This is a genomic window from Pseudomonas sp. IT-232MI5 (assembly GCF_949767845.1).
Classification (GTDB): domain Bacteria; phylum Pseudomonadota; class Gammaproteobacteria; order Pseudomonadales; family Pseudomonadaceae; genus Aquipseudomonas.
In genome coordinates this window covers 162046-183639 of record NZ_CATKQE010000060.1, presented here as the reverse complement: position 1 = coordinate 183639, position 21594 = coordinate 162046, and the positions used below count along the sequence as shown (strand labels likewise).

Here is a 21594-nt window from a genome sequence, read left to right as displayed (position 1 = left end):
TCATGGCCTCCGCCAACAAGCAGCAGAAACGCGCCACCCGGGCCAAAGCCAAGGCCAAGCAAAACCGCACCAAACGCGCTGAAACGCCGGTCGAACTGGACCCGAACGACGACCGCATCGACTTCGAATCGGTGGACCTGACCGAGCTGTTCAAGAAAATGATCGACGCCGAGAAGATCAGCCAGCAAGCGCTGTGCAGCGCATTCCTCGAAGACCCGCTGCTGGAGCTGGTCTACGAACAGGAAGGCGAAGAAGGCGCGATGGATTTCATCCTCGCCGCACTGATCGAGTATCGCCAGTGGTCGCAGGAAACCGACGAAGCCGGCGCGCTGGCGTGGATCGAATCCCCGGCCTTCCAGGCCGACTATGTAGCGGCGTCCGACGCGATCGCCGCGCAAACCCAACAGAAGAACTGAGTTCCCATGGCATCCCTGAACAAGCAACAGAAACGCGCCAAACGCGCCAAGGCCAAAGCCAAGCAAATCCGTATGGTCGGCCGCAAGCCGCTGGAGCAGGACGAAGACCTCGACCACCTCGCCGAGCCGATCCCGGAATACACCCTGGCGATGTTCAGCAAAATGCGCGACGCCGAAGCCATCAGCCGCAACGAGATGCTGCTGACCCTGCTGCGCGAACTGGCGTTCGTCATCGTTGACCATCCAGAGTTGCTGGACATGGAAAACGCCGACAACGAAGGCATGGCCGCCACTCACCTGGCCGCCGACATGCTGATCGACTACCGCATGTGGTCCGAAGGCGTAACCATCGAAGAGGCCCAGGCCTGGCTGAGCGAACCGCAGTTCATCACCGATTTCGGGGTTGCGCTGGATGCTTATGGCAAGTCGGTGGAAGCACAGGAAGACAAGAGCGAATAAACATCGCTCACAAACAAAAACGGCCGCTTGTCATCACTGACAGCGGCCGTTTTGCATTACGCGTAACGGATCAGTTCAACACCACCGCGCCACGTTTTTCCAGCTTGCGACGGCGTGCTACCAACAAACCGGCTGCCACCACCATCAGACTCAGCAAACCAGTCGCGAGGATCTCTACGCGATGCGCTTCCTGGAACAGCATGATGGTCAGGGCCGCGACGATGAAGATGATCACCGCGTAGGTCAGGCCTGGGAACAGCCACATGCTGAAAACGATTTTCTCGCCGCGCGCCATGCGTTGTTTACGCATACGCAGTTGCGAGAACGCGATCACCAGGTACACCAACAGGGCGATCGCACCGGAGCTGGCCAACAGGAATTCGAATACCGCCGCCGGGGCCACGTAGTTGGCGAAGGTGCACAGGAATGCCGCGCCGGTGGACAGCATTACGGCCCAGTAAGGCGTACCGCTTTTGTTCACCCGCGTCGCCATGGCCGGTGCATCGCCACGCTTGCCGAGGGAGAAGAGCATGCGCGACGAGGTGTACAGCGCCGAGTTCAGGCAGCTGGTCACCGCGACCAGTACCACGATGTCGACGATCATCTTGGCGTTCGGGATGCCCATGCGCTCAAGCACGGTCTGGTAGGAGCCGAGGTTGGCCAGCGTAGGATCGTTCCATGGCACCAGGGCCACAACGATGAAAATCGATACGAGGTAGAACAAACCGATCCGCCAGATCACCGAATTGGTGGCCTTGGAGATTTGTTTGCCCGGGTTCTTCGATTCCGCGGCCGCGATGGTCACGATTTCGGTACCCATAAAGGAGAACATCGTGGTCAGAATCGCGCCCAGTACCGCGCCCATGCCGTTTGGCAGGAAGCCGCCGCTGTCGAACAGGTGCGAAACGCCGCTGACCTGACTGTTCGGCAGGAAGCCGAAGATCGCCGCCAGACCGAGGATGATGAAGCCGATGATCGCCAGCACTTTGATCAGCGCGAACCAGAATTCGAACTCGCCGTAATTCTTTACGCTGAACAGGTTGGTGACAGTCAACAACAGGGTGATGACCAGCGCGAACGCCCAGATGCCGACATCAGGGAACCATGCGTGCAGGATGGTTGCGGCGGCGTTGGCTTCCAGTGGAATCACCAAGACCCAGAACCACCAGTACAACCAGCCGATGGTGAAACCGGCCCAGTGCCCGATGGCACGGTCGGCGTACGTCGAGAACGAACCGGTGTCCGGCGAGGCAACAGCCATTTCGCCGAGCATGCGCATCACCAACACCACCAGGGTACCGGCGGCGGCATAAGCCAGCAGCACGGCAGGGCCGGCGGCAGCGATGGCGTGGCCGGAGCCAACGAACAGACCGGCGCCGATTACACCGGCGATCGACAACATGGTCACATGACGCGGTTTGAGCCCCTGTTCGAGGCCATTGGAGCTTGGGGTACTGCTCATCGAAACTACCTTTGCGAGGAAAGCGATTCAGTCCGTCCTGCCTGGTGTGTTCTTTTTCGTAAAAAGAAACCAACAGGGCGTTCCGGATTCTGCACGCAATAAATGCGCCAAAATGTTTCAAAGTCTTCTGGCTCGGGGCTTTGCGCACGACCGGACGGTCATCGCAAGTCCTTGAGATTAATGGCTATTCGCCAGAGCGTTACCCTGCGACTCACTTTCAAGACGAATTGGCGCACCAGAAACACACTGAAAAAGTGTGTGATGCACAATAAAAGGGCGAATCAGGAACGTTCGGCCGGATAGCGCTTCCAACACCCCGCCAAAGCTGGCAACATCGCGCCTTTTTTTACGCGACACCCACGGGTTTGCACGATCAAACACCCGTTCGGTTGTTGATGGGGCGACAGTCTGCTGTGCCGATGCGACAACCTGCCACATGCCACCCGTTAACCGCTCGTAGCGCTGTTGGCTGCCATTGAAACGCTATGCTAGCTTGGCCGCCTCGCCAGGAAGGCCATCCAACAGCTGGAGCGCAACATATATGAGGAACGCACATGGCTGAGGCCACGCCCGCGCTTGAAATCCGCAACTTGCACAAACGCTACGGACAGCTTGAGGTGCTCAAAGGCATCTCGCTGACCGCCCGCGACGGCGATGTGATCTCGATCCTCGGTTCCTCCGGTTCCGGCAAGTCCACGTTCCTGCGTTGCATCAACCTGTTGGAGAACCCGCACCAGGGCCAGATTCTGGTGGCCGGTGAAGAACTCAAGCTCAAGGCCGCCAAGAATGGCGAACTGGTTGCCGCCGATGGCAAACAGATCAACCGCCTGCGCTCCGAGATTGGTTTTGTGTTTCAAAACTTTAATCTGTGGCCGCACATGAGCATCCTCGACAACATCATCGAGGCACCGCGTCGCGTGCTCGGCCAGAGCAAAGCCGAGGCGATCGAAGTCGCCGAAGCGCTGCTGGCCAAGGTCGGCATCGCCGACAAGCGCCACGCCTACCCGGCGCAATTGTCCGGCGGTCAGCAACAGCGCGCGGCGATTGCCCGCACGCTGGCAATGCAACCGAAGGTGATCCTGTTCGACGAACCCACCTCGGCGCTTGACCCGGAAATGGTTCAGGAAGTACTTAGTGTCATCCGCGCATTGGCCGAAGAAGGCCGCACCATGCTGCTCGTGACCCACGAAATGGGCTTCGCCCGTCAGGTCTCCAGCGAAGTGGTGTTCCTTCACCAAGGCCTTATAGAAGAGCAAGGATCGCCTCAGCAGGTGTTCGAAAACCCGCTTTCGGCGCGCTGCAAACAATTCATGTCCAGCAACCGCTAACGGAGCAACATGCATGCAGAATTTCAAGAAGGTCTTCCTGGCCGCCGCTGCCACCCTCGCGTTCAGCGCCGGTGCCATGGCTGAAACCCTGAAGATGGGCATCGAAGCGGCTTACCCGCCGTTCAACAATAAAGATGCCAGCGGTAACGTGGTCGGCTTCGACAAAGACATCGGCGACGCGCTGTGCGCGAAGATGAAAGTCGAATGCACTGTGGTCACTTCCGACTGGGACGGCATCATCCCGGCCCTGAACGCGAAGAAGTTCGACTTCCTGATCTCCTCGCTGTCGATCACCGACGAGCGCAAAGGCGCGGTCGACTTCACCAACCCGTACTACTCGAACAAGCTGCAGTTCATCGCACCGAAAAACGTCGACTTCAAAACCGACAAGGACTCGCTGAAAGGCAAGACCATCGGTACCCAGCGTGCGACCCTGGCCGGTACCTGGCTGGAAGACACCTACGCCGATGACATCAAAGTCAGCCTCTACGACACCCAGGAAAACGCCTACCTCGACCTGACTTCCGGTCGTGTCGACGCGATCCTCGCTGACAAGTACGCCAACTATGACTGGCTGAAAAGCGACGCCGGCAAGAACTACGAGTTCAAAGGCGACCCGGTCGTAGAAAGCGACAAGATCGGCATCGCTGTGCGTAAGGGCGATCCACTGCGTGAGAAGCTCAACGCCGCGCTGAAGGAAATCGTCGCCGACGGTACCTACAAAAAGATCAACGACAAGTACTTCCCGTTCAGCATCTACTGATCCTGACCTGTGGGACTGGCGCCGTGATGCAACGGCGCCGGCTCCCGACTTTGCCTGCCGCAATTTGAACAGAACTCCATGATTATCGACCTCTACGGATTCGGCCCGGCCCTCGCTGCCGGCGCGCTGATGACCGTCCAACTGGCTCTCACCGCCCTGTGCCTGGGACTGGTGCTCGGCCTGCTCGGCGCCTTGGCCAAGACTTCCCCGTACAAGCCGCTGCAATGGCTTGGCGGCACTTATTCGACCCTGGTGCGTGGCGTCCCGGAATTGCTCTGGGTGCTGTTGATCTACTTCGGTACGGTCAACCTTATGCGCGCCCTCGGTGAGTTCTTCGGCAACCCCGACCTGCAACTCAACGCTTTCGCCGCTGGCGTGATCGCCCTGGGCCTGTGCTTCGGCGCCTACGCCACGGAAGTGTTTCGCGGCGCGATCCTCGCCATTCCCAAAGGCCACCGTGAGGCCGGCCAGGCCCTGGGCCTGTCGAAATGGCGGATCTTCACCCGGTTGATCATGCCGCAGATGTGGCGCATCGCCCTGCCCGGCCTGGGCAATTTGTTCATGATCCTGATGAAAGACACCGCGCTGGTCTCGGTCATTGGCCTGGAAGAAATCATGCGCCACGCACAAATCGGCGTGACCGTGTCGAAACAACCGTTCACCTTCTATATGGTCGCCGCGATCATGTATTTGGGCCTGACCGTGCTGGCGATGACCGGCATGCACTTCCTGGAAAAACGCGCCGCTCGCGGCTTTGCGAGGAGCGCTTAATGAACTGGGAAGTGATCATCAAGTGGCTGCCGAAACTGGCGCAGGGCGCAACCTTGACCCTGGAACTGGTGGCCATCGCCGTGATTGCCGGTCTGCTGCTGGCGATTCCGCTGGGCATCGCCCGCTCTTCGAAGCTGTGGTACGTGCGTTCGCTGCCGTACGCTTACATCTTCTTTTTCCGTGGCACGCCGCTGCTGGTGCAGCTGTTCCTGGTTTATTACGGCCTGGCGCAGTTCGATGCGGTGCGTGAAAGCGCGTTGTGGCCGTACCTGCGCGATCCGTTCTGGTGTGCGACCGTGACCATGACGCTGCACACGGCGGCGTACATCGCCGAGATCCTGCGCGGGGCGATTCAGGCGATTCCACCGGGCGAGATCGAAGCCGCGCGAGCCCTGGGCATGTCGAAGCCGAAAGCGATGTTCTACATCATCCTCCCGCGTGCCGCGCGCATCGGCCTGCCGGCCTACAGCAACGAAGTGATCCTGATGCTCAAGGCCAGTGCGCTGGCCAGCACCGTGACCTTACTGGAACTGACCGGCATGGCGCGCACGATCATTGCCCGCACCTACCTGCCGGTGGAGATCTTCTTCGCGGCGGGCGTGTTCTATCTGCTGATGGCTTACGTGCTGGTCCGTGGCTTCAAGCTGCTGGAGCGCTGGCTGCGCGTCGATGCCTGCCAAGGGCGTTGATTCTTCCTACGTGCTGACGGGCGAGGACTTACTCGCCCGCTTCACGGCGCTGGATGCTTTTCTGACAACGCATCAGGCGTTATGGAAACCTCGGCCGTTCACTCACCGTTCTCTTGCCTGGGAAGCGTCCTGCCCGGAGTTAGCCTTGTGGCTACGCGGGCGCACTCTGGAAGACGCGGAAAACGCTCACAACCAACCCGCTGATCTTGTCGATGCGCCGGAGCCGTTTGCTTCATTGGCGGCGTTGTCGGCTGAGCTGAGCGCGGTCGGTGAGTTGCCGGGACATGCGCTGAAAGCTGCGGGCCATCGACTGAATGTCGATGTGCCGGGGCGCAAGTGGCAGCAGATCGAGGCGTTTGCCAGTCGATTGTCCTTTGCTTCGCAGCCGACGCACTGGCTGGATTGGTGCTCGGGCAAGGGTCATTTGGGGCGGCGCTTGTTGGGTTTGGGGCAGCAACTGACTTGCGTTGAATACGATCCGCTTTTGGTCGCCAGCGGTCAGGCATTGAGTCAGCGTCATCACCTCCATGCCTTGCACGTGGAACAGGATGTACTGGCGGCGAATGCCTCTGCCGTGTTGAGCGCGACTCATACGCCCGTCGCCCTCCACGCGTGTGGCGATCTACATGTTCGGCTGATGCAACTGGCCAGTGCTGCAGGTTGCCAGCAAATGGCGATCGCGCCCTGCTGCTACAACCGCATCAGTTGCAGCGAATATCAGCCGTTGTCCCACGCCGGACTGGCATCGCTCCTACAGCTCTCAGTCGAAGATCTGGCGCTGCCAATGAGCGAAACCGTCACCGCCGGAGCCCGCGTCCGACGTCAGCGTGACACCTCAATGGCCCGTCGCCTGGCCTTCGACCTGCTGCAACGGCAAGTGCGCGGCGTCGACGAATACCTGCCAACGCCCTCCCTGCCCAGCGCCTGGCTGGACAGACCGTTCGCTGAATACTGTCGCGATCTCGCAGCGCTAAAAGAGTTATCCACAATCGGCTCGCCAGATTGGCCCGCACTCGAAGCAGCCGGTTGGCAGCGGTTGGCCGAAGTTCGCAACCTGGAATTGCTTCGCGGATTGTTCCGACGGCCACTTGAGCTTTGGCTGAATCTGGATCGGGCACTTTTCCTCGCAGAACAGGGATACGTCGTCCGCCTCGGCACTTTCTGCGAGGCCCCCCTCACACCACGTAACCTGCTGCTGTTGGCCGAACGCGAATAATTCATCGACTTCCTGTGGATAACTCTGTTGATGAATTCTTCGTGGATCCAATATCCATGCCTGTTTCGAGCCCTTAACAGCACTGGTCATTTTTTGTTCACATTGATAAAAAACCAATAAAACAGGGATTTGCGAACAAAATGAGAACGCGTCCACAAATAACTGCCTAAGCATGGTCTCGTGCCAGCCCGTTGTGCATAAGCCGTCAATCAAAACGACATAACCGCCGAAATTCACCGGTCCGAAGCGAATAATTGCGGCGCATCGCCAGCCTTGCTATACAAGTCCACAGCGTGCCGCCAGCGCGTCTCCAAACAAGAACAATCAGACCGACAGGAAGCGCCCGTGACGTTCATTTCTTATGCGCAAAATTTTGAAGACGTCCGCTTGTGGCGCGCGCTTAAACAGTTCGAGCACGGTTTCTACATCGACGTCGGCGCCAACGACCCCAGCCACGACTCTGTCACCAGAGCCTTCTACGACCACGGCTGGCACGGCGTTAATGTCGAGCCGATGCAAAACTACTACGACGCGCTCTGCCAACAACGCCCGCGCGACGCCACCGTCCAATGCATCGCCAGCGACCAACCCGGCGAAACGACCTTCTACGGCATTCCCGGCACAGGCCTCTCCACCGCCGACCCCGCCGTCGCCCAGCAACGCAAAGACCTCGGCATGAACGTGCAGAGCCTCACGGTCAAGGCTCGCACGCTGACCTCGATCTGCGAACAATACGCCGCCGACCGCCCGATCCATTTCCTCAAAATCGACGTGGAAGGCCACGAAGAAACCGTTCTGCGTGGCATGGACTTCAGTCGCTTCCGCCCTTGGGTCATCGTCGTCGAAACCCCATGGCTGCGCGATCACACGTGGGAACACCTGATCACCGACGCAGGCTATCAATCGATCCTGTTCGACGGCCTCAACACCTGGTTCCTCGCCGACGAACACCACAACCTCAAACCCGCGTTCGACATTCCGCCGTGCAACCTCGACAACTTCCAATTATGCAAAGGCCACGCCTTCGCTCACCCGATCAGCGCCAGCGAAGTCGACACCGCCCAACAACTGGCCAACGCTCTGCAACGCGCCGAACAGGCCGAAGCGCAACTGGCGGCCCTGCAAAACAGCCGCACATTGAAGGCGCTGCAAACGCTGCGAAATGTGCTGCGCAGGGCTTGATTTGCAAAGATGCAAAAATAGTCAGAATTCAGGGGTTTACAGAAATTATCCAGTCGCTATAATCGTCGCCCACACGCCGGTATAGCTCAGTTGGTAGAGCAACTGACTTGTAATCAGTAGGTCCCGGGTTCGACTCCTGGTGCCGGCACCATACAAAACGAAGCCCCTGCAGAAATGCAGGGGCTTTGTTGTTTGTGGGAAACGTATCGGTGCAACGCATCTGTGGAAGCTAACGCAGGTGTTGGTTGAGGATGTAGGATTCGGGTATGGTTGGCGTAGGAACTTTCCCCGCCATGCTTCCCGAGACATCATATGGATATGAGTGCGCTTCCTAGCCAACACACGAAGAAACATAAAGAAATCAGCTTTACTGAGATCATGGCCCTTTATGACTATCATCCTTGGGACGGCGGAAATAACCCGAGGATAGATAAAATCACAAATACGCTGCTCAATCTAAAAAACTCTGAGCTAAATCGGCGCACTCCTGCTGTAAACTTCTTTACAAAAGTATTGACAAATCCAACCTTTGGATTATCCCGCCTCATCGATTTAAAATCGTGCTTAGCTAGCGTTGTTCCATCTCATTCGAAAAACAACGTATCGCCTGGTTTATTAGAGATAATAAAGAACATCTCGGATGATTGTAGCTTCGAAAAAACAGAAAACTTATTAAGACGGACGAAGACCGTAGCTAAAGCAGCAACTGGTGGCCCCCGAAACCAACAGATCCACCTAGATTCAATTGCTGTTACTGACACGTCCATCGTCCAAGGCGAAACCGTATTTTTATTTGACGACATCACATCGACAGGCAGCAGCTTATTGGCCTGCAAACAACTACTACTGGAAGCTGGAGCCGCGCGCGTAGTAATGATTGCCTTAGGCAAAACCTATATGGATCATTAATATGCATACCAATATATTCTCTCATCTTCTAGCATTAGCGCTAATAAAAAACGGTATCCCCGGAAGCAAGATAGCTGCAGTACTCGACAGCTTTTCGACTCAAGAGTTGTCTTCCCGCCTTGATAGCAACGACGCTAACTTTATCCTCGCTCGTTCATATTCAAACAACCTATTAAACATCTCAGCAAAAGATTGGGACGATGCTAAATGGACACACGATAAAAATCTTTCGCACAATGTGAGAATACTCTCAATAAATGAAAATGAATATCCTAAATATCTAAAGTCCATCCTTGATGCGCCTCCTTTATTATTTATAAGGGGTAACTTTGATATATTTTCACACCTACCCGGTGTAGCGATCGTAGGGGCTAGAGAAGCGTCCCCCGCAGGAAAAGAAATCGCCAAACGTATCGCTAGATTCATGGGTGAAAACGGATGGACTGTCGTAAGTGGCCTCGCCTTAGGTATTGATGCTGCTGCACATCAAGGAGCACTTGATGCCGGCGGAAAAACTATTGCGGTACTAGCCGGCGGTTTAGAAAAGGCTAATCCGGCAGCAAATTTAGATTTAGGTTTTAATATACTAGAATCTGGCGGCGCCTGGATTTCGGAGCATCCTGTAGGGACACCTCCTAAAAAACACCATTTCGTCCCTAGAAATAGAATACAAGTCGGTCTATCAGCTGGATCTATAATTGTAGAAGCAAAGATAAAAAGCGGCTCGCTTTCTCAGGCTAGATTTTGCGTAGGCCAAGATCGCCCACTCTTTGCCGTTGTACCAAACACAGTAGAAAATCCTCTTAGACTTAACTCAGAGGGAACCATTCATATGGTTGAAGATCTAGGGGCCATTCCTGTACGCACCAAGAATGATTACCCCAAGATTTTATCAAGACTAAAAGATCAGCAAATAAAAATAACATCAAACTAAAACTAGGTGCGCGACACACTTCCATGAAACTTAAAACTCGCCCCGAAAGCCTATTTACTAGGCTTTCCGGATCAGCTTTAAGCTTTCTACTCTCACCCAATAAGCTCCCAACAAACTCTCCTCGGCAGCCCAAAGAAAAATACTGCAAATAGCACCAAGTAATGAGGTACGCTTAACTGCCCTGAAATCCAGCACTTGGATTAATTAGTTCCTCAATATCGCTTTTGACAAACTATCAAAAACCTCCCCACAGTTAATGCTGTGAGGGGGGGATTGAGCGTGCGATGACTCAGGCAGCTTCAACCGAAATCGAGATTCGCCGCCCAAGCTGCTGCAGTGCTCTCTCTACATTCTCGATTTTCGAGCGGTGCAAAAAATCGACCAAGCGATCCACTTGGGGACGTTGCACACCTAGCCGACGTGCCAGTTCGGCTTTGCTCACTCCAGACTCCAAAAGCGTATTCCACAGCGCAATCTTTGCCGCAGTCAGCGCAGGCAGACGCAATACAGCGCCACTTTCCTGCTCTCCCGCCTGACCGGTCGGAATCAACCGGCGATCATCGACGTAAATTGACAGTGCCGTTTCGATTGCCTCAATAGCGGTGTCCAACGCTTCTGCAAGGCTATCTCCGGCGGCATGCATCTCTGGAATTTCTGCGCAGGACAACCAGACACTGTCCGGCTCTTCGTGAACTTCCAACGCATATTCGAACATCACGATTCCTCTCATGGGGTACAGCTGGGCCTCAATCCTTGAGGCCCAGCTGTTTGATTATCGATTTTCTCAACCCTTCGCCCATTTCCTTGGCTCCGTGGTCGGGAAACACAGTTGATTTGCCGTTCAGGGAAACCTTGAAGTGGCTACCCTTGCCGTTTTGGAACTCTACGCCTTGGGCTTTCAACCATCGCCGAAACTCGCTGTACTTCATGTGCATCACTCGCCGTTTCGGTAAAGCGAATGTGCAACATATTTGATGCACATGCAACATAAGTGTTGCACTGCAAAGAAACACCAGCAGCCACCACCTGGCCACGATTGCGCATCCGTCCTCCGCAAGCTACCGTCAAACCCGTCGCTGCCAATTCAGCGACCGGGCCTGATAACCCGGGTAAGATACAGGCGCACCAGCGCCCCAACTCACGTTTGCCGGCGCATTTTTTGTGTCTGCATTACCGTGCAATGGCGGCTGTGCGTGGGAGACCTTCGGGTCTGCCGGGTTCCTGTATCTCCGGTTTATCAGCCCGCGCATAGCTGCCACCCATTCGTCTGATAACGAATTGGCAGCTCTCATTTGATACAGGGAGTTCACAAATGAAAGCCATTGACCCGTCAGCAACCCCGGTCACTTCACGCAGCCCTTCACGAACGGAAGGTGAAGCGAAATGACCCATTCTCAAGATCTGAAAACCCTCGGCCTCACCCACTTTTCCTTCCACTCCAATCAAGCGATGTTCCGCACCAATCGTGGTGTGCCCGTAATCGCCGCCCTTTCCCACGCCTCACACTTGCTTCACATTTCACGACTGCTCACTGCGGACACTTCAGTCGCGCGCGATCCTGACCTTCACGCTTATGCCTCGCAGTATTTGCAGGAATTGAGCAAAGCGCTGATCGATGATGTGGTGAAAGTGATGGATGCGCCGCCGGACAAACCGTTGATGTAAACACCGGTGTAAGGCCCTCGCCGATGCGAGGGCTTTTGCGTTTCAGACCTGACTGATTTCAAGCACAAACGAAATCTTCTGCTGACTCGCGCTCCACACATAACGCAGATGCTTGCCCTGCTTCGGAATCGATACCGCTGGCGGCCGAAACGCGGCAACGCATTCATGGCCAGGCTGGCGAACGCTGTTGTAGAGCAGTCCCCACGACTCGGTTTCGCGCAGTTGACGGGCGAATAGCTGAGACCGCCCGTAAGCCTCCGGATCCGGATTGTGCAGCTCGGGGTGAACGTGGCGAATATCGTGTAGCGGTTTAACCACCCGATTGACGTAAGTCCGCATGGTCAACTCGAGATCCGCTTCCCGAGTCGCCGCAAGAAATCGCTCCTGGTGATAACAGGTCTCGGCGATGGCCGCAGCCTGACTGCTCGCAGCGTAGTAAACGCCGAAGGTGCCGTCACAGAAACGACTGCGTTTGCCAATATGAGTAAACGCAGCCATCACCGGAGTCGAGCCGGGGCCAGAGAGTCGGTCTTCGGGTCGCACTCGGGCAAGTACCCCGGCCTGCTCGATCAGACGATCATTGGTCAGCGCTTCAATTGCGTAGGCAACTTCCAGATCTTCGGGATCGAGCACGTCTTCGAACAACGCAATCGGCGGGAAGCTGCTGTTGACGATCCGATAGGCTCGCGTCCACGCCACATCAACCAAATCGGGCGCCTTCAACCGCGTACCCCATCGAGATAGCGACGCACATCGGCGATGTCGATCACTCTCCCCGCCAGCATGTAATCCAATGCAGTTTGCCCGTTGAACGGCGCCGCTGTGTTTGGACTGCTGACCCACGTATAGGCGCGCTCACGGTTATTGCTGAAGATGATGCTCAACGCCTTGTGAATGCCCATCAGGTAGGAGATGCGCTCAAGGGTGTCGTTAGGCAGACGTATGTTCGGCAGATGTTTGTATTTGTAGAACGTGGTGTTACCAACGCCGCCGAGTAATGTGCGTTGCTGCTCTGCGCTGCAGCCCCAACGCTCCATAAGGTTGAAGAAGAACTTCAGCGCAACGCGGCCGGCTTCGGGGGCGTCGAGTTGTTCGCGTGGAGTGAGGGCTGGGGATGAGGTAGTCATTGAGCCTCTCCAGATTTGTCTTGCTTTGATACTAGTACATATACGAATAAATCGATAAAAAAGCTCCGTAAGCGTATTACTGGTTACCACATTCCCCATTGATTGGGATTCGGATATGACCGGATTTGAGCATTTCGTCGACCGAATCGAACCGCTGCCGAATAGTTCGTGCTTCCAACATGGCTTGGGCAGTCTTGTCCGTAGGAATTCGTGCAATGGACGGTTGCTCTTGAATTTCAATAACGTGATGAAGCCTGTTGCCAACTTGGCACTCCATATCGGCCGCTTCTTTTGATGCAATCACTTCGCTTACCTCACACAGATCTGTAGCCACATAGGCATGATGCCTCCCCACTGCTACTTCATCTGCTTTGACGAGTCGCCGCTATCAGCTCGGTCGCAAGTTCGCCTAAGACGCATCCACGTATTTCGCAGGCCAAAACCACTAACGTTGTCAGCCGTTTCCCCGTGAAAAATCGCCGCTACGCACCAAAACCAAGCACTTTTTTTGACCCCCATCACCCCCACGTCACCAAAAACCCCGATCCTGTGTCAGCCTCCAGCCATCGGCGGGGGCATCAATTCGCTACTAAACCCGCGACAACTATGCTCAGGTACAGGAATATAGCCAGCATATGGCGCCTGACCGGCAGTCTCGTAAACAACAATACCCAGCCCACTTCAGAGGGCATTACCCATGGATAGCAGAACCTTACGCAACCTCATGCGCATCGTGCAGACCGGCTCTTTGTCGGCCGCAGCCGAGCATTCGTGCCTGACCGTGCAGGCGCTGGCCGCGCAGTTGAACAAGGTCGAAGAGCAGTTCGGTTTCCGCTTGTTTCGACGTTCCAACAAAGGGCTGACGCTGACGCCGCAGGGCACTGAGCTGACGCCTTATATGGACAAAGTGCTGATTGCCACACGACAGATGGAAGAAAAGGTCGAGGCGCTGAAAGTGCCGGGGCAGCGGACGTTGAAGGTTGCGTTGAACAACACCTTATCAACTGACTTCAACCGGCGAATGATCGGGCGCCTGATCGAGGTGTTTCCCGATTATCAGATGGAGTTCAGCTACGCCGAGTCGATGGAAAACCTCAGCAAGCTGAAGAATGAAGACTTCGACCTGGCGGTGCTGATCGGTCCGCAGCGGCCGGGTTTGCCGAGCATTGTCTTGCCGGATGTGCAGGTGCAGGTGGTCGGTGCGCATTGCGGTCAGGAGAATGATCCGCTGACCTTGCTGGGCAACAAGTTCCAGGTACGTCCTGCAGAAGATTGTCCGTATTCCCACAGCTTTTTGCGTTTTCTCGACGCCGGGCTGGGCAATCACGAGAACGGTCAGCGCATGGTCTATTCGTGCAGCGAGACCCTGACGCTGTCGCTGATCACGCAGATGGACGCGGTCGGCATGGTTTCGCGTGAGGCCGCGCAAAAGAACGGCCTGACGATTTTCCCCGGGTTCGAGGATTTCCTCGAAGTGCGCCTGGCAGTGAACAATCCGGAATTGTCCAATCAGGCGTTGAGCGACGTCGTCGATCTGCCGTTACATGAACGAGCCGAGCGCAATGTACGCAGCCGTCCCAACCGCCACACTGAGAAAGAGGTTTTTGCTGAAATACGCACATAGCAACGTCGGAATCGCGGCATAGAATTCCGGGCGATCGAGCTGTATGTGCTGATCCTTGATCAATAAGGGTGTCAGGCTGATCGCAGCGACGATCGCCACCGGCAGGTATTCCAGCGCCCGCGCAATAAACGGCGGCCAGTGCTCGGTGTTGACTTGCAGGGGCAAGGCGCGTGGCAGGAAAGTCACGGCCATCATCAGCGCGACCACCAGAATCAGGAACGTTTGGTCAGGCATACACCCACTCCGCAGCCCACAAACGTGGCGATAAACACATTGAACGGCGAACTGCCGACCAGGCTCAGCGCGCCCATGCACAGCACGGCAGCAGCGGCGGCGATGAGTTTGTTGCGCGTGTTGCACAGCGACACCAGCACGTAGAGCATCATTGCCGTCAGTGCGTAGTCGAGCTGATATTTGATCAGGTGCGCCGCGTACTGCGCGCAAACCGCGCCAAGCAAACCGCCGAGCACCCACGAGGTGTGGCAGAACAGATTGAAGCCGATCAGATAACGCACATTGACCGGCGCACCCGTGCCGAGTTTAACGCTGTGGAAAGCGAAGGATTCGTCCGTCAGGCCACCGGCGTAAGCCCAACGCTCCATGCGACTCAAGCCGAGTGCGCGCAGGGCCTTGGCCATGTACACCGACATCAGCATGTGCCGCGCGTTGATCAGGAACGTGGTCAGTACGATGGTGGTCAGCGACGCTCCACTTGAGATCAGCGCCAATGCGGCGAATTGCGAAGCGCCGGCATACACGAACAAACACATCGCCACCGGCAGCCACATCGGCAAGCCTGCGTTGACGGCCATCAGCCCGAACACGAATGACACCGTGAAGTAGCCGGCGACGACCGGGCTGGCTTCGGCAAACGTGCGCGATGGCTGATGGGCAGCCATCAGCGGCGCACTGCCGGACGTTTCATTCATAGATCCCTCTCAAATGTCCGTTCGCCATGAGGCTCGCAAAAACCCTGGGCAGTCCAGAATCGCTTGCCCGCGAGGTTAGCATCGTCAACGAACAGAAACATCCGCAACACACCGACACGCTTCATGTCGGAAGACGCCGCTTCAACCAGACGTTGACCGACGCCCTGGCTGCGATAGCGCGGGCTGACGGCCAGATGATTGATGGTGCCGCGACTGCCGAGCATGCCGCCGAGCACCGCGCCGACGATTTCGCCGGCGATGTCGAAGGCGAGATAGGCCGTGGTGGTTTTCTGGATCAGCACGCCGCGCAGGCACTTGGCGTCCTGCCATTCGCAGAAGGACACTTCGTCGAACTGGCGGAAGAAGCGCTCCATGCGCTGCGCATCCTTGGCCGTGGCGCGTCGCAGCACCACCGGCGTCGAGCATTCGACGCCATCGATTGGGGTGATCTGATTAGCGAACAATGTCGAAAGCGGTCCCGGGCCGCGAGAAGGAAATCGCCAGAATCTGCCGGTACGCCATCGCATGAGTGTGCGGGTTGCGGGCCGGGGTCACGTAGTGGCGCATATCGCGATCGAGGAAGTAGGTGGTGTCGAGAATTTCCTGGTAAGTGGTCGACGCCAGTTGATGCTCGTGGATGTCGTACAGACGACTCTCCGCACCCTCGACGTTATTGCGGCCCCAGAAGTGCACACCGCTGAACGGATAGCCGTCGCAGTGAATGCCTTCAGGGGTGATTTCCAGTTGTTTGCCGGGTTTGATCTCGATGCGGATCTGATGGATCTGGCACTGCCAGATTTCATCGTGCAGCTCTTCCGGCAGTACGCTTTTGTACACTTCGAAATCGGTGTCGATCAGGCTGCGCATCACCGGTGAAGTAATCACTTCGTCGGAGAAGTCCTGAAAGTGTCGCACGAGGCCGCCGACATAGGCGTTGTTCTCTTTCGACTGCACGTAGGCGCGATGTTCGAGTTGCTTGAGCTCGCGGGTTTTCGGGTTGTACTCAAAGTCGCTGTAACGACGGTAACGCATGCCGGCTTCGGCCTGACCGTAGTAACTGTCAGGCTCCATGTTTTCCCAACTTTTGGTCAGTCTGACGAAGTCGGCAAAATGACCGTAGAGATTGAAGTCACCACCCTGGACGTTGACATATTTGTCGCGCCGTAGCGATTCGCCCACTTCTCTGTTCAAAACGATCATTACCAAATTCTCCGCTGCGTTGAGCGGCCTAATCTATTAGGTGGAGAAATTGCGTCCATGAGAAAGAATTTCAGGCATTTAAAGCCCTGTTTGAAACGGCGTTTACAGCCACTTAAAAACAACTTTTACATGACAAAAACACAGGTTTTTTCCGGTTTTCATCGAAAAACCGTCGAAAAAAAACCCCGAACCAGTCGGGGTTTTTCTCATGTTTCTTACACTTGATTAGGCATCAGAAGATGTTGATCGGGTAGTCCACGAATACACGCAGTTCGTTACCGCTGACGTTGTACTCGCTGGATTTCTGCGAAACACGCAGGATCGAGCTGCGCAATTTCACGCTCAGGTCTTTGGCCGGGCCAGACTGCACGACGTATTTGAACTGGTTGAAGATCTCGCGCTCGGTGCCGCCTTCGCTGGTGGAGGTGGTGATGTTGTCGCCACGCACGTAAGCGAAGTTGTAGCTCAGACCCGGTACGCCGAATGCGCCGAAATCCAGGCCATAGCCCAGCTGCCAGCTGCGTTCGTCTTCAGCGTTGAAGTCGGACCAGTAGGAGTTGGCCAGGTAGATGGAGTTACCGCCGTCACCGACACGACCTTGATCTTTCTGGTAACCGCCGTAGGCGTAACCGAGGTTGCTGTCGCCGGTGGAACGCTGGTGCGCCACGGTGAACGAGTGCGGGCCGGTAGCGAAGGTTGCGGCCAGGCTCCAGATCTTGTTGTCGTCGCCGGTTACCCCGTTTTCGCGGACATAAGAGTTGTCCAGCTTGGTGCGGTAACCGTTGAAGTCCAGGGTCAGCGACTGATCCTTGTTGAACGGCAACACGTAGTTGGCGTTCACGTATTGTTTCTTCAATACGTCTTCGACGTCGGACGCGTAGAGCGCGCCTTTGAAGTTTTCAGTGAACTGGTAGCTACCGCCCAACACGTTGATCGACTTCAGACCACCGCTGTCACGGCCTTCGTCGCTCTTGCGCGATTCGGCGGTGAAACGACCGGCGTTCAGTTCCAGGCCTTTGATCTCTTTAGAAGTGATCAGGGTACCGGTGTAGCTTTCCGGCAGCAGGCGCACATTGTCGTAGCTCAGCACTGGCAGGGCCGGCATCTGGTCGCCGTAGGTCAACACGGTGTTGGAGAAGCGGAACTTCACCGCGGCACCGCCCTTGGCTATGTCATGGTTCGCGCGACCGTCATTTTCCTGCTTGAAGAAATCGATACCACCGGCGCCGCTACGGCCCTTGCCGCCGTCCAGACGCAGTGCGTACAGACCGAAAGCGTCGACACCGACACCCACGGTGCCTTGGGTGAAGCCGGACGAGAACGTACCGATGGCCGCTTGGCCCCACTCGGCTTTGTCTTTGTTGCCGTCTTTGTAATCACGATTGATGTAGGCATTGCGCAGCAGCACTTTGAGGCTGCTGTCTTCAACAAAACCCTTGGACTCGGCCTGGTCGTTAGCCATGGCCTGAGTGGCGCTCAACATCCCCAGTGCGATCAGACTGATTCGCTTGTTCAACATTTTGTTTTCCTTATTACGGGTTGAAACGCGCTGTGTCGAACGGCGGAAACGGCGCTTTTGCACTCTTTTATTCACCCCGAAACAAAAAGGCCCGCCCACGATAACGTGATGGCGGGCCTGCTCCTTATTTTGAGTCATGGCGGTTGGCCACAGGCGTTGGGCCGAATCGTAGCCGCGCCCTGAACAATGTGTCAATTTCAAGAATCGTCTTTAAATAGGTAAAAATCGTCTAAGAAACGTAAATTTTGCGCTGACTCCTTGCTGGGAAATGCACACAGCCAGTGAATCCAGTGCGTATCAGGCGCAACCATCAATAGAACAGAATGCAGAAGATTTACCGCTTTCATCGAGGACGATTGCCTGTTGTAACCAATCGGCAAATGCCTGCGGCTTGCCCAGCCACGGACTAATGTCGATCAATTGGAATGTGCCATCCTGCTCCAGAGCCATGGTCGGAAAACCCTGGCCGCCCAATTGCGCCAAAAACTGGCGACTGGCTTTTACGTGCCTCTCGCTATCAACGGACTCAAACGCAATGTGGAAATCGTCCTGCGCATAGCCCATCTGCATCGCCAATTCCAACAGCACGGCTGAATCGGCAATGCGTCGCCCTTCCACATAGTGCGCGCTCTGCAACCGCCCCAACATGCGCAGACCGCCTCGGTCGATGGCTTCGGCCGCCATCACCGCAGCAATCGGTGGCGTCGAATCGAACACGGCCGATTGATCTCGCAGCAAACCGTCGAAATAGGCCTCGCCGAAAGGCTGGCCTGTGTACTCGGCAATGCGTCGGTCGTGGGGCATGACGTAATTGCGCAGTTGTGGCGAAACGCGCTGGCGATTGGCGCCACTCATCATTCCCCCGGCATGCGCGATCACTGGCAGCACTGCCTGCGCCGCTTCCACCAGCGGCTTGGCGCCGTAACACCAGCCGCATAACGGGTCGTAGACGTAATGAAGGATCATGGGAAAACTCCGGCAAAAAGTGAGGGAAATCGATGGCGGCAGATTAGTGCCCGTACTCTTGCGGAAAAACGCCAGAATGGCTTTCAGTCTGTTTCATGAATCGGTCGAATTGCGGTTCAAGCAGATTGTGTCGAATGCGACACAAATTGAAACAATCAGATCAGGGAACTTATAAGGAATAATTAACGGAAGTAAATGCAAAGCATTACCATTTGCGCGATCGAATTCTTCCACCCTTTCGGATGCGCTGTTAAATGCCTGCCCCGTTCCGTCTTACGCCCGTCACCCTTGGGCTTTCTGTTTTTCTGTCCAGTGGTTTTGCCTACTCCGCGACCGAGTTACCCGCCACCGCGATCAGCGCCGAAGCGCAAGCCGATGACCCGCGCGTGAAGCTCAGCAACACCGCAACCCGCACCTCAACCCCGGTGCGCTACGTGCCGCAGGCGATCGATTCGATCAAGACCGCGAACGTCGCCAACTACGGCACCAATGATATCGGCGACGCGTTGAGCGGCATGCCCAACGTCAGCAGCAGCGCCGACACCCGTTTCGACAGCCTGCGCATTCGCGGTTTCGATGCCAGCAACGATTTCTATCTCGACGGCATTCGCGACGACAGCCAATACAAGCGCGACCTGCACAACATCGAACGCGTCGAAGTGCTCAAAGGCCCGGCCGCCGTGCTGTACGGTCGTGGCAGTCAGGGCGGGATCGTCAACCGCGTGAGCAAAATGCCCGAGTTCGGCCGTCGCTCGACCATCGAAGCCCAGGGTGGCAGCGAAGATTTGCGCAGTCTTTACGCCGACCTCAGCACCGATCCGAGCGAAAACATCAGCCTGCGCCTGAACATGGGCAACATGGATGAAAACAGCTTCCGTGATGGCGTCAGCGGCAATCGTCAGTTGTTCGCACCGTCGATGAGCTGGCAACTGACGCCGGACCTGAACTGGTTGGTGCAATACGAATACAGCCGCTACAACCGCACGCCAGATCGCGGCATTCCCGGCGTCAACGGGCGCCCGGCCGATGTCGGTCGTGACACCACCTACGGCAACGATCACGATTTCATTGACGACAAGTCGCAATCGCTGCGCTCCAAACTCAGCTACGAGATCAACGACAACTGGCAACTGCGCCAGACCCTCGGCGTGTTCAAGCTCGACAGTGATTTCGACAACACCTACCTCACCGGTTACACCCCGGCGACCAACAAGGTCACGCGTCAGCACTGGCAGCAGGATCTGACCACCCGCAACGTCTATAACAACGTTGAACTCGAGGGCGGATTCGATACCTTTGGCCTAGAACATCGTCTGCTCACTGGCGTCGAGATCGGCAGTCAGCGCCGCGATCCGACGCTGTACAACGCCGCCACTGGCAGAACCCCGGGCGCGCAGCCCGTGCCATCGCTCGACCTCTACAACCCCAACCGCAATCTGCGCCACACCGGCAGCATGCAGGTCTCCAGCAGCAGCCATACAGAAGTCGAAAGCCGTGCGGTCTACGTGCAGGATCAACTGCGCCTGAACGATCAGTGGCAACTGCTTGGCGGTTTGCGTTACGACACCTTCGATATCGAGTCGACCAACAAGCTGCGTAACATCTCCGAAGACCGCGACAGCCACAGCACCAGCCCGCGCGTCGGCCTGGTCTGGACGCCGTTGCAGAACCACTCGTTCTACGCTTCGTGGTCGAAGACGTTTTCGCCCGTGGGTGGTGGCTTGATCGGCATCACCCCGGGTGCGGCCGGCAACACCAACGACCTCAGTCCTGAGCTGACCAAGCAGAAAGAAATCGGCGTGAAGAGCGACTGGTTCGATGACCGCTTGAGCACCACGCTGGCGATCTATGACCTGGAGCTCTACAACCGCCGCACCACCGATCCAAACGACCCGACCCTGACCGTCATGTCCGGTCTGCAACGATCGCGCGGGATCGAGTTGACCGCCACCGGTAACATCGTCGGCAACTGGTACATGCGCGGTGGCGTCGGTATGCAGGATGCGAAGATCGAGAAGGACAACAACGGCCTGGAAGGCAAACGCATCAACAACGTCGCCAAGCACAACGGCAGCCTGTTCCTGACCTGGAAACCGGAGATGGGCTGGTACGGTGAAACCGGTCTGACCCTGGTTGGCCAACGCTATGCCGATAACGCCAACACCACCGTGCTGCCGGGTTATGGTCGCTGGGATGCACTGGTCGGTTACCGCTTCAAGGATTGGGATTTGCGCACGGCGCTGAACAACATCACCGATCGTGAGTACTACGCATCGGCAACCAGCCAGTATCAGATTCAACCGGGTGCGCCGCGTAGCGTCGTGATGACCGGCACCTACAGCTTCTGATTTCACACAAATCCCTGTGGGAGCGAGCCTGCTCGCGAATGCGGTGGATCAGGTTACGACGATGTCGACCGACCCGACGCTTTCGCG

Annotated in this window: 24 protein-coding genes and 1 tRNA gene; 14 read left to right on the top strand and 11 right to left on the bottom strand. The window is 56.5% G+C overall.

Annotated elements, in window-relative coordinates; translation table 11 throughout:
* The first annotated feature begins 2 nt into the window (after positions 1-2).
* Together ACM6JQ_RS27210 and ACM6JQ_RS27205 are read left to right on the top strand one after the other, a co-directional pair.
* Complete coding sequence (locus ACM6JQ_RS27210) at positions 3-416, top strand: hypothetical protein (protein ID WP_007909170.1); 414 nt, start codon at positions 3-5, stop codon at positions 414-416.
* Positions 417-422: 6 nt separating this feature from the next.
* Positions 423-875, top strand: coding sequence for a hypothetical protein (locus tag ACM6JQ_RS27205; protein WP_007909169.1), 453 nt, complete (start codon positions 423-425; stop codon positions 873-875).
* Between the two features lie 70 nt (positions 876-945).
* Here the strand turns inward: ACM6JQ_RS27205 and gabP are convergent, their stop codons facing one another.
* On the bottom strand, positions 946-2337 hold the full coding sequence (gabP, locus tag ACM6JQ_RS27200) for a GABA permease (RefSeq protein WP_007909168.1): 1392 nt from the start codon (positions 2335-2337) through the stop codon (positions 946-948).
* Positions 2338-2891: 554 nt separating this feature from the next.
* Here gabP and ACM6JQ_RS27195 point away from each other — a divergent pair.
* From ACM6JQ_RS27195 to ACM6JQ_RS27155, 9 genes are all read left to right on the top strand, one after another.
* Positions 2892-3665, top strand: a complete 774-nt coding sequence (locus ACM6JQ_RS27195) for an ABC transporter ATP-binding protein (RefSeq protein WP_007909167.1) — start codon at positions 2892-2894, stop codon at positions 3663-3665.
* A gap of 13 nt (positions 3666-3678) precedes the next feature.
* Positions 3679-4428, top strand: coding sequence for an ABC transporter substrate-binding protein (locus ACM6JQ_RS27190; RefSeq protein WP_414894999.1), 750 nt, complete (start codon positions 3679-3681; stop codon positions 4426-4428).
* A 78-nt stretch (positions 4429-4506) separates the two neighbouring features.
* Positions 4507-5199, top strand: a complete 693-nt coding sequence (locus ACM6JQ_RS27185) for an ABC transporter permease (RefSeq protein ID WP_007909165.1) — start codon at positions 4507-4509, stop codon at positions 5197-5199.
* Positions 5199-5888 (top strand): ABC transporter permease, encoded by a 690-nt coding sequence (locus ACM6JQ_RS27180; RefSeq protein ID WP_007909164.1) that lies wholly within the window; start codon positions 5199-5201, stop codon positions 5886-5888. The genes ACM6JQ_RS27185 and ACM6JQ_RS27180 overlap by 1 nt, the downstream gene beginning before the upstream one ends.
* Positions 5869-7104: a methyltransferase gene (locus tag ACM6JQ_RS27175; RefSeq protein WP_414894998.1), complete on the top strand. Its 1236-nt coding sequence runs from the start codon at positions 5869-5871 to the stop codon at positions 7102-7104. Before ACM6JQ_RS27180 ends, ACM6JQ_RS27175 begins: the two co-directional genes overlap by 20 nt.
* Positions 7105-7449: 345 nt before the next feature.
* Positions 7450-8286, top strand: a complete 837-nt coding sequence (locus ACM6JQ_RS27170; RefSeq protein WP_095113954.1) for an FkbM family methyltransferase — start codon at positions 7450-7452, stop codon at positions 8284-8286.
* 75 nt (positions 8287-8361) lie between these two features.
* Positions 8362-8437: transfer RNA gene (locus tag ACM6JQ_RS27165), tRNA-Thr, on the top strand.
* A 161-nt stretch (positions 8438-8598) separates the two neighbouring features.
* Positions 8599-9195, top strand: a complete 597-nt coding sequence (locus ACM6JQ_RS27160) for a phosphoribosyltransferase family protein (RefSeq protein WP_414894997.1) — start codon at positions 8599-8601, stop codon at positions 9193-9195.
* Position 9196: 1 nt separating this feature from the next.
* On the top strand, positions 9197-10129 hold the full coding sequence (locus ACM6JQ_RS27155; protein WP_414894996.1) for a DNA-processing protein DprA: 933 nt from the start codon (positions 9197-9199) through the stop codon (positions 10127-10129).
* A 289-nt stretch (positions 10130-10418) separates the two neighbouring features.
* Here ACM6JQ_RS27155 and ACM6JQ_RS27150 read toward each other — a convergent pair whose 3' ends face one another.
* Positions 10419-10844 carry a type II toxin-antitoxin system HicB family antitoxin gene (locus tag ACM6JQ_RS27150; RefSeq protein ID WP_414894995.1) on the bottom strand — a complete coding sequence of 142 codons (426 nt, stop codon included), beginning with the start codon at positions 10842-10844 and terminating at the stop codon, positions 10419-10421.
* Positions 10845-10875: 31 nt separating this feature from the next.
* On the bottom strand, positions 10876-11058 hold the full coding sequence (locus ACM6JQ_RS27145) for a type II toxin-antitoxin system HicA family toxin (protein ID WP_095190108.1): 183 nt from the start codon (positions 11056-11058) through the stop codon (positions 10876-10878).
* A gap of 454 nt (positions 11059-11512) precedes the next feature.
* Between ACM6JQ_RS27145 and ACM6JQ_RS27140 the strand changes: the two genes are divergently transcribed.
* A complete protein-coding gene (locus ACM6JQ_RS27140) occupies positions 11513-11794 on the top strand; it encodes a DUF3077 domain-containing protein (RefSeq protein WP_134176231.1) in 282 nt (93 codons plus the stop codon).
* Between the two features lie 42 nt (positions 11795-11836).
* Here the strand turns inward: ACM6JQ_RS27140 and ACM6JQ_RS27135 are convergent, their stop codons facing one another.
* Positions 11837-12502 carry an RES family NAD+ phosphorylase gene (locus ACM6JQ_RS27135; RefSeq protein ID WP_095113986.1) on the bottom strand — a complete coding sequence of 222 codons (666 nt, stop codon included), beginning with the start codon at positions 12500-12502 and terminating at the stop codon, positions 11837-11839.
* Between the two features lie 11 nt (positions 12503-12513).
* Entirely contained in the window at positions 12514-12921 is a 408-nt protein-coding gene (locus ACM6JQ_RS27130) for an MbcA/ParS/Xre antitoxin family protein (RefSeq protein WP_095113951.1), read from the bottom strand.
* A gap of 697 nt (positions 12922-13618) precedes the next feature.
* On the opposite strand from ACM6JQ_RS27130, the gene ACM6JQ_RS27125 reads away from it, so the two are divergent.
* Positions 13619-14545 carry a LysR family transcriptional regulator gene (locus ACM6JQ_RS27125; RefSeq protein ID WP_007909129.1) on the top strand — a complete coding sequence of 309 codons (927 nt, stop codon included), beginning with the start codon at positions 13619-13621 and terminating at the stop codon, positions 14543-14545.
* On the opposite strand, the gene ACM6JQ_RS27120 is transcribed toward ACM6JQ_RS27125, so the two are convergent.
* The 6 genes from ACM6JQ_RS27120 to ACM6JQ_RS27095 all read right to left on the bottom strand — a co-directional run bounded on the left by ACM6JQ_RS27120 (position 14462) and on the right by ACM6JQ_RS27095 (position 19159).
* Positions 14462-14779 carry an AzlD domain-containing protein gene (locus ACM6JQ_RS27120; RefSeq protein ID WP_007909127.1) on the bottom strand — a complete coding sequence of 106 codons (318 nt, stop codon included), beginning with the start codon at positions 14777-14779 and terminating at the stop codon, positions 14462-14464. The two genes, ACM6JQ_RS27125 and ACM6JQ_RS27120, sit on opposite strands and share 84 nt — an antisense overlap.
* The gene (locus ACM6JQ_RS27115) at positions 14758-15474 is read right to left on the bottom strand and encodes an AzlC family ABC transporter permease (RefSeq protein WP_007909125.1); all 717 of its coding nucleotides are present in this window, start codon (positions 15472-15474) and stop codon (positions 14758-14760) included. The genes ACM6JQ_RS27120 and ACM6JQ_RS27115 overlap by 22 nt, the downstream gene beginning before the upstream one ends.
* Positions 15471-15848, bottom strand: a complete 378-nt coding sequence (locus tag ACM6JQ_RS27110) for a GNAT family N-acetyltransferase (RefSeq protein WP_007909123.1) — start codon at positions 15846-15848, stop codon at positions 15471-15473. The genes ACM6JQ_RS27115 and ACM6JQ_RS27110 overlap by 4 nt, the downstream gene beginning before the upstream one ends.
* Before the next feature lie 79 nt (positions 15849-15927).
* On the bottom strand, positions 15928-16674 hold the full coding sequence (locus ACM6JQ_RS27105) for a 2OG-Fe dioxygenase family protein (RefSeq protein WP_007909122.1): 747 nt from the start codon (positions 16672-16674) through the stop codon (positions 15928-15930).
* Between the two features lie 232 nt (positions 16675-16906).
* Entirely contained in the window at positions 16907-18193 is a 1287-nt protein-coding gene (locus tag ACM6JQ_RS27100) for an OprD family porin (protein WP_007909120.1), read from the bottom strand.
* A gap of 297 nt (positions 18194-18490) precedes the next feature.
* Complete coding sequence (locus ACM6JQ_RS27095) at positions 18491-19159, bottom strand: DsbA family protein (RefSeq protein ID WP_095113950.1); 669 nt, start codon at positions 19157-19159, stop codon at positions 18491-18493.
* A 254-nt stretch (positions 19160-19413) separates the two neighbouring features.
* On the opposite strand from ACM6JQ_RS27095, the gene ACM6JQ_RS27090 reads away from it, so the two are divergent.
* Positions 19414-21507: a TonB-dependent receptor gene (locus ACM6JQ_RS27090; RefSeq protein WP_095113949.1), complete on the top strand. Its 2094-nt coding sequence runs from the start codon at positions 19414-19416 to the stop codon at positions 21505-21507.
* The last annotated feature ends 87 nt before the right edge of the window (positions 21508-21594 follow it).

What these genes read in the sequence shown, in the direction of transcription:
- ACM6JQ_RS27210 (WP_007909170.1), top strand. Translation starts at nt 3, where the DNA reads ATGGCCTCCGCCAACAAGCAGCAGAAACGCGCCACCCGGGCCAAAGCC.
- ACM6JQ_RS27205 (WP_007909169.1), top strand. Translation starts at nt 423, where the DNA reads ATGGCATCCCTGAACAAGCAACAGAAACGCGCCAAACGCGCCAAGGCC.
- gabP (WP_007909168.1), bottom strand. Translation starts at nt 2,337, where the DNA reads ATGAGCAGTACCCCAAGCTCCAATGGCCTCGAACAGGGGCTCAAACCG.
- ACM6JQ_RS27195 (WP_007909167.1), top strand. Translation starts at nt 2,892, where the DNA reads ATGGCTGAGGCCACGCCCGCGCTTGAAATCCGCAACTTGCACAAACGC.
- ACM6JQ_RS27190 (WP_414894999.1), top strand. Translation starts at nt 3,679, where the DNA reads ATGCAGAATTTCAAGAAGGTCTTCCTGGCCGCCGCTGCCACCCTCGCG.
- ACM6JQ_RS27185 (WP_007909165.1), top strand. Translation starts at nt 4,507, where the DNA reads ATGATTATCGACCTCTACGGATTCGGCCCGGCCCTCGCTGCCGGCGCG.
- ACM6JQ_RS27180 (WP_007909164.1), top strand. Translation starts at nt 5,199, where the DNA reads ATGAACTGGGAAGTGATCATCAAGTGGCTGCCGAAACTGGCGCAGGGC.
- ACM6JQ_RS27175 (WP_414894998.1), top strand. Translation starts at nt 5,869, where the DNA reads ATGCCTGCCAAGGGCGTTGATTCTTCCTACGTGCTGACGGGCGAGGAC.
- ACM6JQ_RS27160 (WP_414894997.1), top strand. Translation starts at nt 8,599, where the DNA reads ATGGATATGAGTGCGCTTCCTAGCCAACACACGAAGAAACATAAAGAA.
- ACM6JQ_RS27155 (WP_414894996.1), top strand. Translation starts at nt 9,197, where the DNA reads ATGCATACCAATATATTCTCTCATCTTCTAGCATTAGCGCTAATAAAA.
- ACM6JQ_RS27150 (WP_414894995.1), bottom strand. Translation starts at nt 10,844, where the DNA reads ATGTTCGAATATGCGTTGGAAGTTCACGAAGAGCCGGACAGTGTCTGG.
- ACM6JQ_RS27145 (WP_095190108.1), bottom strand. Translation starts at nt 11,058, where the DNA reads ATGAAGTACAGCGAGTTTCGGCGATGGTTGAAAGCCCAAGGCGTAGAG.
- ACM6JQ_RS27140 (WP_134176231.1), top strand. Translation starts at nt 11,513, where the DNA reads ATGACCCATTCTCAAGATCTGAAAACCCTCGGCCTCACCCACTTTTCC.
- ACM6JQ_RS27130 (WP_095113951.1), bottom strand. Translation starts at nt 12,921, where the DNA reads ATGACTACCTCATCCCCAGCCCTCACTCCACGCGAACAACTCGACGCC.
- ACM6JQ_RS27125 (WP_007909129.1), top strand. Translation starts at nt 13,619, where the DNA reads ATGGATAGCAGAACCTTACGCAACCTCATGCGCATCGTGCAGACCGGC.
- ACM6JQ_RS27120 (WP_007909127.1), bottom strand. Translation starts at nt 14,779, where the DNA reads ATGCCTGACCAAACGTTCCTGATTCTGGTGGTCGCGCTGATGATGGCC.
- ACM6JQ_RS27115 (WP_007909125.1), bottom strand. Translation starts at nt 15,474, where the DNA reads ATGAATGAAACGTCCGGCAGTGCGCCGCTGATGGCTGCCCATCAGCCA.
- ACM6JQ_RS27110 (WP_007909123.1), bottom strand. Translation starts at nt 15,848, where the DNA reads ATGGAGCGCTTCTTCCGCCAGTTCGACGAAGTGTCCTTCTGCGAATGG.
- ACM6JQ_RS27105 (WP_007909122.1), bottom strand. Translation starts at nt 16,674, where the DNA reads ATGATCGTTTTGAACAGAGAAGTGGGCGAATCGCTACGGCGCGACAAA.
- ACM6JQ_RS27100 (WP_007909120.1), bottom strand. Translation starts at nt 18,193, where the DNA reads ATGTTGAACAAGCGAATCAGTCTGATCGCACTGGGGATGTTGAGCGCC.
- ACM6JQ_RS27095 (WP_095113950.1), bottom strand. Translation starts at nt 19,159, where the DNA reads ATGATCCTTCATTACGTCTACGACCCGTTATGCGGCTGGTGTTACGGC.
- ACM6JQ_RS27090 (WP_095113949.1), top strand. Translation starts at nt 19,414, where the DNA reads ATGCCTGCCCCGTTCCGTCTTACGCCCGTCACCCTTGGGCTTTCTGTT.